General features: G+C 52.4%; 10 protein-coding genes and 2 pseudogenes. 10 read left to right on the top strand and 2 right to left on the bottom strand.

From position 1 onward, the window contains the following. The first annotated feature begins 52 nt into the window (after positions 1–52). Positions 53–280, top strand: coding sequence for a hypothetical protein (locus AB9F27_RS17995; protein WP_335586560.1), 228 nt, complete (start codon positions 53–55; stop codon positions 278–280). 326 nt (positions 281–606) lie between these two features. Here AB9F27_RS17995 and AB9F27_RS17990 read toward each other — a convergent pair. Further along, positions 607–907: pseudogene (locus tag AB9F27_RS17990) on the bottom strand (hypothetical protein); the annotation flags it as partial. 303 nt (positions 908–1,210) lie between these two features. Then, positions 1,211–1,765, bottom strand: coding sequence for a cupin domain-containing protein (locus AB9F27_RS17985; RefSeq protein ID WP_039001558.1), 555 nt, complete (start codon positions 1,763–1,765; stop codon positions 1,211–1,213). A gap of 265 nt (positions 1,766–2,030) precedes the next feature. Between AB9F27_RS17985 and gabT the strand changes: the two genes are divergently transcribed. The 9 genes and pseudogenes from gabT to AB9F27_RS17940 form a co-directional block, all read left to right on the top strand. After that, entirely contained in the window at positions 2,031–3,377 is a 1,347-nt protein-coding gene (gene gabT / locus AB9F27_RS17980; protein ID WP_369757998.1) for a 4-aminobutyrate--2-oxoglutarate transaminase, read from the top strand. Positions 3,378–4,003: 626 nt separating this feature from the next. After that, complete coding sequence (locus AB9F27_RS17975) at positions 4,004–4,960, top strand: TAXI family TRAP transporter solute-binding subunit (protein ID WP_039001560.1); 957 nt, start codon at positions 4,004–4,006, stop codon at positions 4,958–4,960. Positions 4,961–5,085: 125 nt separating this feature from the next. Further along, positions 5,086–7,857: a TRAP transporter permease gene (locus AB9F27_RS17970; protein WP_335586562.1), complete on the top strand. Its 2,772-nt coding sequence runs from the start codon at positions 5,086–5,088 to the stop codon at positions 7,855–7,857. A 12-nt stretch (positions 7,858–7,869) separates the two neighbouring features. Beyond that, entirely contained in the window at positions 7,870–8,301 is a 432-nt protein-coding gene (locus AB9F27_RS17965; protein WP_039001562.1) for a universal stress protein, read from the top strand. Between the two features lie 69 nt (positions 8,302–8,370). Then, complete coding sequence (locus AB9F27_RS17960) at positions 8,371–9,345, top strand: carbon-nitrogen hydrolase family protein (RefSeq protein WP_082802238.1); 975 nt, start codon at positions 8,371–8,373, stop codon at positions 9,343–9,345. A gap of 72 nt (positions 9,346–9,417) precedes the next feature. Next, positions 9,418–12,150, top strand: a complete 2,733-nt coding sequence (locus AB9F27_RS17955) for an aminotransferase class I/II-fold pyridoxal phosphate-dependent enzyme (protein ID WP_335586563.1) — start codon at positions 9,418–9,420, stop codon at positions 12,148–12,150. Between the two features lie 24 nt (positions 12,151–12,174). Beyond that, positions 12,175–13,632, top strand: coding sequence for a biotin carboxylase (locus AB9F27_RS17950; protein ID WP_335586564.1), 1,458 nt, complete (start codon positions 12,175–12,177; stop codon positions 13,630–13,632). A gap of 9 nt (positions 13,633–13,641) precedes the next feature. After that, the gene (locus AB9F27_RS17945; RefSeq protein ID WP_335586565.1) at positions 13,642–14,613 is read left to right on the top strand and encodes a C45 family peptidase; all 972 of its coding nucleotides are present in this window, start codon (positions 13,642–13,644) and stop codon (positions 14,611–14,613) included. A gap of 35 nt (positions 14,614–14,648) precedes the next feature. Then, positions 14,649–14,836 (top strand): annotated as a pseudogene (locus AB9F27_RS17940) (DDE-type integrase/transposase/recombinase); the annotation flags it as partial. Positions 14,837–15,142: the final 306 nt, after the last annotated feature.

Raw genomic sequence — 15,142 nt, 5'->3', positions numbered from 1 at the left:
CCTTTGTGGAAGGGGCAAGCGGACCAGAATTAGGAGAAAGTAAGGGTTTTAAATGAGGTTAAGTATAGCCGTTGCTGTAATTTTGATAGCAGGTGGAATTACCTTTGAACTGTGGCCCAAAAGCGAACAAAATCTCCAGCCCACATCAAATCAACCTGAGATGGGTGAAGTTATGGCTGAAGTGATTTTGGCTGGCACCCTTTCGCAGAATTCCCAAGTTGGGAAAAAATCGAGTTTGAGGCAAAATTGTCTGACGTCAGCGCCTGATGAACAGATTTGAGTATTTTAACAACCGAGAGTTTCTGTTCACCTTATCGATTAGGCGATCGAGATGACGAAGACGCCACAGACATCGAAAGACGCCGCTGAGAAGGTGGTTAAGTGTATTGGCGGGTCTGCGACGAGTAAAGCGTCTCGGTGCTGTGCCGCAGCGAAGGCATCCCTGTGAGCCTGCATGACCGCTGGTCGAAAGAATTTCTTGAGGCAGGTAAGCGTCGTCTTTCCGGGGCACTGCGCGACAGGAAAGAGGCGGGTCATAATAGTATTGGTCTTGTGGCTGTTCAGTTCCGGTCTCTCAACTCATTTATGCGGCCTTTCGTTCAAATGCCAAGGGGCTTCTGCCTTGATGGATTTGAAGAATGTTTCCACCATGGAATTGTCGCTTGCCCGGCAGGGTTATGCGCAGCATGATCCCGAGAGGAGGAGCAATTCCCTTTGCCGCTCATGGATAATTTGAAGCCGTTTTTTATCAGGCATTTCTGGTAATCATGCGATCGGAATTGCGAGCCGTATGATGAACGGGGTGGCCGCCGTAATGCCTGGCCATATCCAACGCGCGCATTGCCAGATCTCGCTTCATGCGATTGCTGACCGCGGCCTTCCGGGGGCGCTTGTTCTCTTTGTCGATATCTTGATGAGGCCCAGACATAAGGTCATCGTGCTGGTGCTTCTGAACCGACTTGTTCAGTGTCGACAAACCCACGCCTAAATTTGATGCAACCTGTGGCCGCGTCGGGCCGCTAGTGGTTGCGATGCGGACCGCATCACGCCGAAACACGTCTGTGTATCTCGGTGCCATTTCTTATCTCCTTCATAGCTAACAGTGCTCGAAAGAGATCGAACTGAACCGTGACAAGACTCGCCCATTTAAGGTCCCTGTCTGAGTTCAAACATAGAACTAGTTTGGAACGTGGGATCCGAGTGCTGTAATCTAGAACGTTGGAGGGGTGCAGGCGCTGATAACTCTGCACGTCTCATTTCCAACATTGCGGAAGCGATGTGGTTTGCGGCTGTCAAATAGGTATCCCTCGCCAGTTTGAAGGACTTTAACCTGATCGCCGACAGTGATTTCGATTTGGCCTTGAATAACAACCCCGACTTCTTCCCCTGCATGCGCCAGAAATTCGGGGCCTGTATCGGCACCTACTGGATAGGTCTCATCCAGCATTTGCAGGGTATGCCTGCTGGCATCTCCAATCTGTCGAAGCGACACGGCTGAGGGCCCGAATTGCGGCGCGACTTCGACGAACTCATCAGAAGTGAAAAAAATCTTTGGTTCGCTAAGCTCTTCAATAGTTGTGAAAAACTCTGCAATGCTTATGGGAATCGCATCTAGCAAACTCTTGAGTGAAGCGACAGAGGGACTGGTTTTGTTCTGCTCAATCAGGCTGACGGTGCCATTTGTTAGACCCGCACGCGCGGCAAGTTCCCGCTGCGACAACCCGTGTGCTTTTCGAATCTCTTGCAGCCGGTCGCCAATGTCCATTTTGCTATCCCTATGCAGATTTCCGCAATTATCTAAGAAGATCAACTTCCTACAACGGTTGCGCGTACAAACTCAAGCGGTCAAAAAAATGATATGCGCCCAATTGATCCTAGGCGATCCATTCCTTCTTGGCGAATAGATATTGACAGTTAAATTAAACAGGGTATGGAAATATTAAACACCCCTCGTTGGGAGAGCGGTGACTCGTTGGAAAGGACGTCATTAAATGGCCAATACAGTCAAAAATAAATCGACCAGAACGGCAATGAAACGCAAGTCGGTTATCGCAATTGTACCGGATGCCGCTCCTCTGAAGCAATCCAATGCGTCGTTGATTGCCAGACGAGAGGCCGCCGTTGCGCGTGGCGTGGCTTCTGCGGCACCGATCTTTGCAAAATATGCGGAAAACGCGGAACTTTGGGATGTAGAGGACAATCGCTATGTAGATTTTGCGGGTGGCATTGCCGTTCTCAACACGGGCCATCGTCATCCAAAGGTCGTCGCTGCTGCCAAAGCGCAAGAAGATCATTATACGCATACCAGTTTTCAAGTTGTGCCATATGAGCCCTATATTGCCTTGGCCGAAAAGCTGAATGAACTTGCTCCGGGCGATCATGCCAAAAAATCGCTGTTGGTCACGACTGGTGCCGAGGCCGTCGAAAATGCGGTCAAAATTGCGCGGGCGGCAACAGGGCGGCCGGGTGTGATTGCTTTCACAGGCGGATATCATGGTCGCACGCTGTTGACACTGGGGATGACGGGTAAGATCTCACCTTACAAAAAGGATGTGGGTCCATTTCCATCCGATATTTACCGCGCGCCTTTTCCAAGCCTTCGCGACGGTATCACTGTGCAGGATGCACTGACCGGATTGCAAAACCTCTTCCTGACTGACGCGCAACCCGAGCGGATCGCAGCGATTATCATTGAACCCGTCCTCGGGGAGGGTGGCTATACGCCCGTTCCCTTCGAAATGATGCAAGCGCTTCGCGCAATTTGCGACCAGCACGGAATTATGTTGATTGCGGATGAAATTCAGGCGGGATTTGGTCGGACAGGCACATGGTTTGCGATTGAGCATTCTGGCGTCGTACCCGATTTGATTACCGTCGCTAAATCGATGGCTGGTGGCTATCCGATTGCAGGTGTCATTGGCCGCGCAGAGGTGATGGACGCAGTAATTCCGGGTGGTCTGGGGGGAACCTATGGCGGTAACCCCGTTGCATGTGCCGCCGCTTTGGCCGCGATCGAAGCTATTGAGGAAGAAGGTCTTTTGGCTCGTTCCACTGCGCTTGGAGAATACTTCCGGACACGCTTTGCGGATATCGGCGCACGTGTTTCGCCCTACCGGATGTGGGACATTCGCGGTCTTGGCGCAATGTTGGCGGTTGAATTTGTGACAGATTTTGAAACGGCAACGCCAGATGCGGCGCTTACGAAATCTGTGGTCGCACACGCACTCAAACGGGGCCTAATTCTGTTGTCCTGTGGCATGCACGGCAATGCGTTGCGCATTATGGTGCCGTTGACCGCCTCGGACGCGATCATTGACGAAGGTCTTTCAATCTTTGAAGCTGCATTAACCGACGCAATGGCTGAATTGCACGGATAAGCGTTACAAAAGAATTCAATTTAGGCGGGCTTTTGCGTCCGCCTAAATTGATCAGCTATGTGGATAACCTGTCTCGTGGCGCCATGGACAACCGTGTCCATCGATGCCCTTTGGGTCGCGTCCGGGTAGGGCTGCACGCAAAAGTTGCATCACTGGTGATCGATTATGGGTTGGTTTGGCGGATCATTTGTTGTGGATTTTGAGAATCAGCAGGATCGCAAAGGCTGGTCATCCGATCTATTCGTTGATTATCGTCAGTATGTTACGAATAACTTACACCATTTCAGTGTTATTTTGGCCTGACACTTATTGCGATGGCATAGCAGACGAACATATCGACAAAGAACGGGCTGAATGCGCCTGAATTTTGCTCAATATTCATCGGATTGTTGAAAATAATAAACAAAATTGGCGATTTTTTGTGAATTCAGTTGCAGGAATCGCGCGATTTTGTCAGTCTCAGGGAATATTCGCTCGTTAGTGTGATCAAACATACTGGGAATTAATTGAATTAGGGGCCGTTACTAGGTCCCAATTAGGTGCGGAATCGTTGTCGGGTTTCGTCGTTCAAAATCAGATCCTCTTTCTAGGAGGACGTGACACAACTTTAGAATTGGGAGATAACTATGAGTTTTTTAAAGTACGTGGCGTTTGCCGGAGCCATGATGGCCGGGACCGCTTCGACCGCGCAGGAGCAATTCATCACGATTGGTACCGGCGGCCAAACTGGCGTTTACTTTGTTGTAGGCCAATCAATTTGTCGTCTGGTGAACCGCGGCACCGCTGAACACAACCTGAAGTGCACAGCCCCCTCAACAGGTGGATCCATTGCCAATATCAACGCGATTATGGCGGGTGATATGGATATGGGCGTCGCCCAGTCCGATTGGCAATACCACGCCTATAACGGCACGTCGGAGTTTGAAGGCAATAAGTTCGATGATGAACGGGCTGTATTCTCTGTGCACGGCGAGCCGTTCACAGTGATCGCACGCGCGGATTCAGGTATCAAAACCTTCGCTGACCTAAAAGGCAAACGCGTCAATATCGGCAATCCCGGTTCGGGCCAATATGCTACGATGCAAGTGGTCATGGATGCACTTGGCTGGACAATGGACGACTTTGCTTTAGCGTCTGAGTTGAAGCCAGCCGAGCAAGCCGCCGCACTCGGTGACAACAAGGTTGATGCGATCATCTATACGGTGGGTCATCCGAATGGTTCGATCCAAGAAGCCGTGTCGACAGTTGATGCGGTCCTAATCCCTGTGACGGGTCCCGAGATCGACGAGTTGATCGCAGAAAACCCTTTCTACGCCGCAGCGACTGTCCCTGGCGGTATGTATGAAGGGTCTCCTGATGACATCAACACATTTGGTGTAAAGGCGACGTTTGTTACGTCGGCAACAGTCGATGATGAGGTCGTGTATCAAGTTGTCAAAGCTGTTTTTGACAATTTTGACCGGTTTAAGCGCCTGCACCCAGCCTTCGAAAATCTGACCGAAGAAGGCATGATCGCCGATGGTTTGTCCGCTCCGCTACACCCCGGTGCTGAACGGTATTACAAAGAACGCGGTTGGATGTAATCCACTCTTGCGCAAAATGGCGGCGGCCTGAAAGGGCCGCTGCTGCTACGGAATCTCACAACGAGACCTATAATAATTAGTCAACAGATTTTTTACCTGACGTGTGCAGGTGACGGGGGACCGACATGACGAATGACCCAAACCAGCAGCAAAATGCGCGCGTCGAGGCCGAAGCCGAAAGCCGCGGTGGACTTAGCCAAGCCGAACTGGACGCGCTGGTCGCATCTTCGGACACGGGTGGTCGCGGTTCGACTGGTTCTGTTGGGACTTTCTTAACATGTGTGGCGCTGTCTTGGTCGCTGTTTCAGCTTTGGATCGCTTCGCCTATTCCTTTTATTGTTGGCTGGGGTGTCTTCAACGATACTGAAAGCCGGTCAATCCATTTGGCCTTTGCCCTTTTCCTCGCCTACGCAGCCTTTCCTTCGGCGAGGACGAAATTCCAAGTCGGACTTGGGATCACCGTTCCCCTTTTTCTCGCGTTCCTGTTTATGACAGGGGCCAAAGACGGCACAGCGACGTGGTGGATACCCATCATCGCATTGGCCATTGTGGCCGCAGTTATCCTAGGGTCCCCCAAAGACCGCGTACCGGTTTGGGAATGGGCGATGGCCGTTATTGGGGCGCTCGCAGCACTCTATCTGTTCGTCTATTACCGTGATATTTCCAGCCGCGTTGGCGCGCCAATCATGCAAGACTTCGTGGTTGCTGTGATTGGTCTCATGCTGCTCTTAGAGGCGACCCGTCGCGCCTTGGGGCCTGCGCTGATGATCGTGGCCACGGTTTTCCTTGTCTACACTGTGCTTGGGCCAAATATGCCCAGCATTATCGCTCATAAAGGCAACAGCCTTTCAGAGATCGTGAACCACCAGTGGATAACCACCGAGGGCGTGTTCGGGATCGCGCTGGGGGTTTCGACGAGTTTTGTGTTCTTGTTCGTTTTGTTTGGATCGCTTTTGGATCGTGCAGGCGCGGGGAACTATTTCATTCAAGTCGCCTTTAGCTTGATGGGGCATATGAAGGGCGGCCCTGCAAAAGCAGCGGTTGTCTCGTCTGCGATGACGGGTTTGATCTCTGGGTCTTCGATTGCCAACGTTGTCACCACGGGCACATTCACCATTCCGCTGATGAAGAAGGTTGGTTTTTCCTCGGAAAAAGCGGGCGCGGTTGAAGTTGCGTCCTCGGTGAACGGTCAGATTATGCCGCCCGTTATGGGGGCTGCGGCCTTCTTGATGGTGGAATACGTCGGTATCCCGTATTTTGATGTGGTCAAGCACGCCTTTCTTCCGGCGGTTATTTCCTACATTGCCCTTGTTTATATTGTGCATCTTGAGGCGCTCAAAGCGGGCATGGAAGGCCTGCCACGGGCCTATACGCCAAAACCCATCGTGCAACGCCTGATTGGTATTGCTTTTACTATTGCCGTGATCTGCGCCATTTCCTTTGCGGTTTATTACGGCATGGGGTGGATACGTCCTGCCTTCCCCGAGACCGCTGCCTATATCATCTTTGCATTCATTACATCGATCTATGTTGGTCTGCTCTATGTGTCCTCCAAGGAAGAGCCGCTGGAATTGGATGATCCAAACGCGCCCGTCACCGCCTTGCCGTTGCCGGGTCCGACGATCCGGTCGGGTTTGCACTTTATTCTGCCGGTTGTTGTGCTGGTTTGGGCGCTTATGGTTGATCGCCTTTCACCTGGTTTGTCGGCGTTTTGGGCGACAACCTACATGGTATTCATCCTTTTAACGCAGCGGCCACTCACTGCAATGATGCGCAAACAAAGTGGTCTTGGAGCCGCAGTGAAAGAAGGATTTTTCGACCTCATCGACGGTCTGGAAACCGGCGCGCGCAACATGATCGGCATCGGTATCGCTACGGCGACGGCGGGTATCATTGTGGGCGCTGTTAGCCAGACGGGCGTTGGCTCGGCCTTGGCGGATGTGGTTGAGGTGCTTTCGGGCGGCAATATCCTTGCGATCTTGTTCCTAACCGCAATCCTGTCGCTCATCCTTGGTATGGGCCTGCCAACGACGGCCAACTATATCGTGGTTTCGGCTTTGTTGGCCCCTGTCATCGTAACGCTGGGCCAGCAAAATGGGCTGATTGTGCCTCTGATCGCGGTCCACCTTTTTGTGTTCTACTTTGGCATCATGGCCGACGTAACGCCGCCGGTGGGGCTTGCCAGCTTTGCCGCCGCCGCCGTTTCTGGTGGTGATCCGATCAAGACGGGTGTGATTGCGTTCTTCTATAGCCTGCGGACGGCCGCTTTGCCCTTCCTGTTCATCTTCAACACGGAACTGCTGCTGATTGATGTGACGTGGAGCCAAGGTGTCTTTGTCTTTATCGTGGCAACCTTTGCGATGCTGCTGTTTGCGGCCGCGACACAGGGTTGGTTCTTGGCGAAGAACCGCTTCTATGAAACTGCCGCCTTGTTGCTCATCGCGTTCACGCTGTTTCGCCCCGGGTTCTGGATGGACATGGTCGCTCCCCCCTATGTTGATGAGCAACCGTCCGAGATTGCTACTGCAGCCATGAACACGCCGATCGGTGATGATTTGCGCCTGCGTGTGGCTGGTGTGAACGACCTTGGGGATCCGATCGAATTTGTTGCCGTGTTGACCATTCAAGACGGGGCAACGGGTGAAGAACGGTTGGAAAATGCGGGACTTGTGTTCCGCAACGAAGGCGACACGCTTATGATTGACGATGTGACGTATGGCAGCGCGGCTGCCACGGCAGGTCTAGACTGGGATCAGACAGTTTTACAGGTGCTGCGCCCCGTGGGGCAGCCCTCTAAATACCTGATGTTCTTACCAGCCTTACTGCTTTTGGGCTTGGTTGTCTTCTTGCAACGCCGCCGCACTGGGCACCCGATCCGCAAACAAGCCACCGCTTAAAGGAAACAGACCATGTTTAAAAACGTATTGCTTACACTTGATCTGAATACCAAGGCGTCTTGGGAAAAGGCACTGCCTCAAGCGCTGGAACTGGTGACGGCTTCAAAAGGCACTTTGCATGTCATGTCGGTGGTTCCGGATTTGGGCACGCCGATGGTTGAAAGCTTCTTTCCCTCCGACTTTGAATCCAAGGCGATCGCTGCGGCAAGTGCAGCGCTGGACGGGCTTGTGAAGGCGAATGTCCCTCAGGGCGTGTCGGTCAAACAGCATCTCGCTTTTGGCAATATCCACCATAAAGTGTTGGAGGCGATCGAGGAAACACAGTGCGATCTGGTCGTTATGGCGTCGCACAAGCCAGATAGCGTGCGGGAATTCCTAATTGGGTCAAATGCTGACAGAGTTGTGCGCAGATCACCAATTTCAGTCTTGGTAGTAAGAGCATAAATACATGCCAATCGCAGAGGCTTTAATAGCTCATCCTGGGCTGCTCTATCTGCAAGGAGTACTATCCCTATGACCCCTTTCGCTATTGCTGGCATTCAAATGCACGTCAATGCCCTTCACTCCAATGTCGATGCTATGATGCATCGTCTGGATTTGTTGATGATCCGTTTCCCTTGGACACAGATGGTTCTTTTCAGTGAACTTGCGCCTTTTGGCCCGTTGGAAAAATTCAAACTGCCGCAAGAAAACGCTGTTATTGACCGGTTTTGTGAGGCGGCCCGTCGGTACAAAATATGGTTGATCCCGGGGTCGATGTTCCTAACTCACCCCGAAAACAGTGGGGTTTATAACACTTCGCTAGTGATTGACCCCAATGGGATTGTCGTACGGCGCTATGCCAAAATGTTCCCGTTTTTACCCTACGAGGCAGGCGTCACGCCCGGAACGGAATTTTGCGTTTTCGACGTGCCTGATGTGGGTCGGTTTGGTTTGTCGATCTGTTACGACATGTGGTTTCCGGAAACGACGCGGCAACTGACCAGCCAAGGCGTTGAGGTGCTGTTGCACCCAGTGTTAACGGGCACAACAGACAGGGACGCTGAACTGTCGATCGCGCGGGCGACCGCAGCTCAATTCCAGTGCTATGTCATTGATGTGAATGGTTTGGGCGCGGGCGGTATCGGTAAATCCTGCGTTGTTGATCCTACGTCTCAGGTGCTGCACCAATCCGGCGGCCAAGAAGATATGTTCCCAATCGAGGTGGATATGTCGATGGTGCGCCGCCAGCGCGAAACCGGCTTCAAAGGCCTGGGTCAAGTGCTGAAAAGTTTTCGCGATCGTTCGGTGGATTTCTCGGTCTATGACCGGACCAGCGGAACCGATAACTTTTTGAAAGCGCTTGGGCCGCTGGAAGTGCCACTCCAAGGCTCTCGTTCGGGCTTGTATGTGGATGAGCCCGCAATTCTCGACGTGGAACCGGAGTTGGCTATGCCCACACCGGAATATGTCGAACCGGCCATTACTGACAAAAAAATAATCGGCTGATCTGCGAGGTCCGTTGGCAGGAGGCCGGCGGACCCTTCTTCGCACATCGAATTACAACTGGGAGAACGATCGATGAATTCCGTCAGCGACTATTATTCGGCGACGCAACTGCGCACAGATAACTGGAGTGCGCTTAGGGAGATAACAGGGTCCTTCGCCAGAAATATGCCGAACAAAATCTCGGCCAAAGACACCGCGAAAACACAGGAATTATTCGAGTCCCTCGCATTGATCGAGCCATACTGGGCCTTTCCAGGCATGGCGGCCTTTATTCATCTTCGTCGTTTGTTCGAACACAATAGCTATGAAGAATTGGCCTTTGCAGTTCACCGTGTGACGCGGGCTCTGACAACGGGCGCTTATCGACGTCGCTCCATTCCCTTGGAACGCGACAGTATCGACAAGGAAGAGTACGACGACGAGTCTCTCCTGTCACCCGAAGCGCGCGCCATGACCAAACCCTATTTTGAGGTGTTGATCGTTGATAACGTCAGCGACCAACAGGAGCGCTGGCTGAAAAACAATGTCACGCGCATGCGTCGTCCAGAAGACCCATTCACCTATGAAGCTGTCGTTGTTCCTAGTTTAGAAGACGCCCTCATTGCAGTCCTGTTTAATCATAACATTCAGGCCATCGTAGTGCGTCCCGGCCTTGTTTTAAAGTCAAAGCTCGACAATGAAATTCTCCATAGTTTCCTGAGCCGAGCAGGGGGAAGCGACGCAATTGACGCGATGCTGCCGGAAAACTATGGCCCAGAACTGTGCCGTCTCATTGAACGGGTGCGGCCAGAATTGGATGCCTATCTGGTCACCGACCGGTCGGTTGAAGATATCGCAGGGCTTGAACTGGGTATCTGTCGCCGTGTTTTCTACAACCAAGAAGACTTTATGGAGCTGCACTTGAATATCCTTCGGGGTGTTGAAGCACGCAACAAAACGCCGTTCTTTACGGCCCTTGTGAACTACTCCAAACAACCGACAGGCGTGTTCCATGCGATGCCGATCAGTCGGGGGAAATCGATTACGCGCAGCCACTGGATTCAGGATATGGGGGCGTTCTATGGCCCCAATATTTTCTTGGCCGAAACCTCTGCGACATCTGGCGGGCTTGATAGCTTGCTGGAACCTCATGGTCCGATCAAAGAAGCTCAAGAGCTGGCAAGCCGCGCGTTTGGGTCAAAACAGACGTTTTTTGCCACAAACGGAACCTCAACCTGTAACAAAATTGTCGTACAGGCGCTGGTGCGCCCGGGTGACATCGTTCTGGTCGATCGGGATTGCCATAAATCGCACCATTACGGCATGGTCCTTGCGGGGGCTGAGGTGGTCTATCTAGATAGCTACCCTCTGAACGAATATTCCATGTATGGTGCTGTGCCGCTGCGTGAAATCAAACATCAATTGCTAGCGCTAAAAGCCGCCGGCAAGCTTGATCGCGTTCGCATGCTTTTGCTGACCAACTGTACCTTTGACGGACTGGTCTATAATGTTGAGCGGGTCATGGAGGAATGTCTGGCGATCAAGCCTGATCTTGTCTTCCTTTGGGATGAAGCATGGTTTGCTTTCGCGAGATTCAGCCCGACATACCGCCAACGTACGGGCATGCGCACCGCGAATAATTTGCGCAAGCGCCTAAAGACGGACGAACATAGGGAAGCCTATGAGGCTCAGCAAAAGATCCTTGGCGATGCCACTGATGAAGAGCTGTTGGACGCACGACTTATTGCGCCGCCCACTGCGCGCATCCGTGTTTATGCCACCCAGTCGACCCACAAAACACTGACGTCGCTGCGACAGGGTTCCATGATCCACGTGAGCGATCAGGACTTTAAGGGCGAGGTCGAGCAGAGCTTCCACGAAGCCTATATGACCCACACTTCCACCTCACCCAACTACCAGATCATCGCTTCGCTTGATGTGGGACGTCGTCAGGTTGAGTTGGAAGGCTTTGAATTTGTGCAACGCCAGATAGAGGCCGCTATGTCTATGCGGCGCGCGATCAGCACGCATCCGCGTTTGCAGAAATACTTCAAGGTTCTGACGGCGGGCGACATGATCCCCGAGCACCATCGCCAGAGTGGAGTGGTTAGCTATTTTGACAATGAGCAAGGCTGGACCGACATGTGGGACTGCTGGCAGCAGGACGATTTTGTTCTGGATGCCACCCGCGTGACCTTGGCCGTTGGCGGCACAGGGTGGGATGGGGACACGTTCAAGAACGATGTTCTTATGGATAAATACGGCATCCAAATCAACAAAACTTCCCGCAATACTGTGTTGTTCATGACCAATATCGGCACAACGCGGTCTTCTGTTGCCTATCTGATCGAAGTGCTGGTTGAGATCGCCAACGAACTTGATGACTTGCTGGATGATGCGTCGAAAATGGAGCGGCTATCCTTTGATCGTCGCGTTAAAAATCTGACGGAAAACTATCCGCCATTGCCCGATTTCAGCCGGTTCCACGATTCCTTCCGTCCTGACAATGTGACGCCAGAGGGAGATATTCGTACGGCATATTACCTCAGCTACGATGAAAAAAATTGTGACTATCTGGAACTGGAGGGCTCCCTGAATGATGCACTTCAGGCAGGGAAAGAGGTTGTCTCCGCCAGTTTCATCATTCCCTATCCCCCAGGGTTTCCAATCCTTGTACCAGGGCAGGTCATCAGCAAGGAAATTCTCGCGTTTATGCTGGCGCTCGATGTCAATGAAATACACGGGTATCGCGCCGATCTCGGTCTGCGCGTCTTCACACCCGAGGCCTTGGCCGCCTTGCCGCAAGCCAAAAAAATCAAGAAATAACCGAATTAATGAAGGGACGACACTATGCCTACTGTGCTTAAGAATATCTCAGAAATTCGACGCTTCTTTCACCGTAACGAAGACCCAATCTACTTTATTTCGGCGACGAATTTCAATCTGCTCGGCCTCGACGAATGGGTGAAAAACTTCAAGTATATCTGCTATATCGACTGTTATGGCGGCAAGCATCCCAATGTGTTTTGCCCTTCTGAGCAGCCACACGCGGAATTCCAATCCATTGAGGATATCAACAACTATCTGCTCCAGCACAAAGAGGTCATCGACTTTATCAAGCGGCGCGGTGGCAAGCCCAAGTTTGTGTTCTTGATGTTTGACGAGGAAACCGAGCGGTTGTCAAAAGAGTTGGGGGCGGACGTCTGGTTCCCCAAGGCAAAACTGCGCACGGCGATGGACAACAAGATCGAAACCGTCCGTATTGGCAACAAGGCGGGGGTTCCGTCCGTTCCGAATATCCTGTCCGAGGTCACCAGCTACGAACAGTTACGGGAGGTTTGTGAAAAAGGCGGGATCGGGCACGATCTGGTGCTGCAATCGGCCTTTGGCGACAGCGGCCACACGACGTTCTTTATCAAGACCGAGGCCGATTTCCGCCGTCACGAACACGAAATCATCGGTGAAGGTGAAATCAAAATCATGAAGCGGATTGATTGCCGTGGATCGGCGATCGAGGCCTGCGCGACCAAGGAAGGGACGATTGTTGGCCCGTTGATGACGGAACTTGTCGGCTTTGGTGAATTGACGCCGTATCGTGGCGGTTGGTGTGGCAACGAAATCCTGTCCACAGCTTTCCCACCAAAAGTCCGCCAGAAAGCGCGCGAGTTGACGTTCAAATTCGGCGAACAGTTGCGCAAAGAAGGCTATCGCGGCTACTTCGAGCTTGATTTCTTGATCGACAAAAAGACGGGCGATATCTGGCTGGGAGAATTGAACCCGCGCATCACAGGGGCGTCCTCGATGACCAACCATGCGGCGTTTGCCCACGCCGACGCGCCCTTGTTCCTTTTCCACTTACTCGAGTTCTCCAAAAAGAAATTCGATCTGGACACAACGGAACTCAATGATCGTTGGGCCAATCCCAACATGATTGATAGCTGGTCTCAGATGGTGATTAAGCACACGGATGATAGTGTTGATATCTGTACGGCAAGTCCGGAAACTGGTATTTACAAAATGCTGGAAGATGGGAGTGTCGTTTATGATCGGTTCGACTATCACAGGCGGGCAGTTGAAAGCGAAAACGAAGCGTTTTTCCTGCGAATTCTACAACCGGGCGATTATCGCTATGAAGGCGCGGACATTGGCATCCTTGTGACTCGAGGACGCTCAATGACGAAAAGCTTTCAGTTGAATGAGCGCGCGAAAAAGTGGATTCACGGCATCAAAAAATCCGTTGAGGGAACGCCGCTCCCAGTTGCGAGTGCTGGACCTGTGTTGGCGGAGCCCGCATTCAAGATCATGTAAGGAACAGCCATGATTTGGCGTGCTATTAGTGAAGATTTGCCCGGCCCTAAATGGGCCGGGCTTTTCGCCGAATATTGGCCCAGCTATAAACGCTGGTGGCTGAAGGAAGGCGACTCTGCGCGGGCGACTTATTTAGAAAGTCGGCGTGCCCTGAAGGAATACATGCCAGAGCTTATACCGCTCTACGATGATTTGTGTGATCTGGCAGGCGGTGGCGATCAGGCCGCACGCTTCTTAAGTTTCTACTGTCCCCCTCCGTATTTGTCTGGATGCAGTCAAGCGATCTGGCCAGGAGAAGAGCCTGTGCTGGTGCGCAACTACGACTATGACCCCAACGCCTTTGATAGCCTGATTCTGCGTACAGGTTGGCAGGGGCGGCAGGTGATCGGTACGTCAGACGGGTTGTGGGGGCTGGTTGACGGGATGAACGATGCCGGTCTTGCCATTTCGTTGACATTTGGCGGTCGCCGTGTCGTTGGCAACGGCTTCGGCGTACCGCTGATCCTGCGCTATGTCCTGCAAACCTGCACCACGGCGGAAGAGGCTGGAGCGGTGTTGTCCCGCGTTCCGACCCATATGAGTTATAATGTTACGGTATTGGATGCCAAACGCCACTATTTGACGGCCATGATGGCCCCTGATCGGCCTGCAATAATCACACATGCCGCCGTTGCGACGAACCATCAGCAGAATGTTGAATGGGTCAGCCATGCGCGGTTTACGGCGACGGTTGAGAGGGAACGTTACTTGCTGCAACGTCTCACCTTGCACCGCGACCCCGAAGAAAAATTCGTCGGCGCTTTTTTGCGACCCCCCCTTTATTCTACCGCATTTGATGCAGGTTTTGGCACAATCTACACGGCGGTCTATCGACCTCGATTGGGTGAAATGCAAGTTCGTTGGCCGGGTACGACGTGGGCACAAAGCTTTGACCATTTTCAAGAGGGCGGACGCCAAGTACAAATTCCCGGCGCGGCATAGGGGAAAACGGCGGAGTCAGAGGAGACTGACCTGAGCGTTTTTGGTGGAACCAGTTTGGCCCATTGTTTGCTTCAGAAATCCGCCGACGGCACGGACCACAACTAAGTGCTTTTTCCAATTGGCAGTGGCACATGAAGGAATTTTTTTAAGGGTAATCGGCGCGCGGCCCTATCTTTGGCGCGCCGTTGATTACGAGGCTGAGGTTTTAGAAAGCTACGTCACCGCCGCTCTTAGAGAATAACGCCTGCTTGGCGTGGTAAATCACAGTCCTAGTAGAGACGAGTTCGAGTTTGTCTGATGGTGTGGACGGCTCCACCCGAACGGCATCGCAATGTGTCATGCTGGTGCTGTTACGACCCAACAGAGAGAAGGAGCCATCCACAATGGATATTACAACACTCGGAATTGATCCGTTGACCGGCAGGTGATTGCATAGCAATCGCTGAGAGGTTCACCAAGTCTGTTTTTCAACTTCACGGCATTGACACGAATGGCGTCGTGGTTTTGCAAAAGAAGTTGCGCCGTGGCG

Origin of the sequence: Falsihalocynthiibacter sp. CO-5D18, from assembly GCF_041205445.1 — a bacterium.
GTDB classification, from domain to species: domain Bacteria; phylum Pseudomonadota; class Alphaproteobacteria; order Rhodobacterales; family Rhodobacteraceae; genus Falsihalocynthiibacter; species Falsihalocynthiibacter arcticus.
Note: the sequence above shows the minus strand (reverse complement) of the source record. Positions and strands in the feature narration are given on the sequence as shown.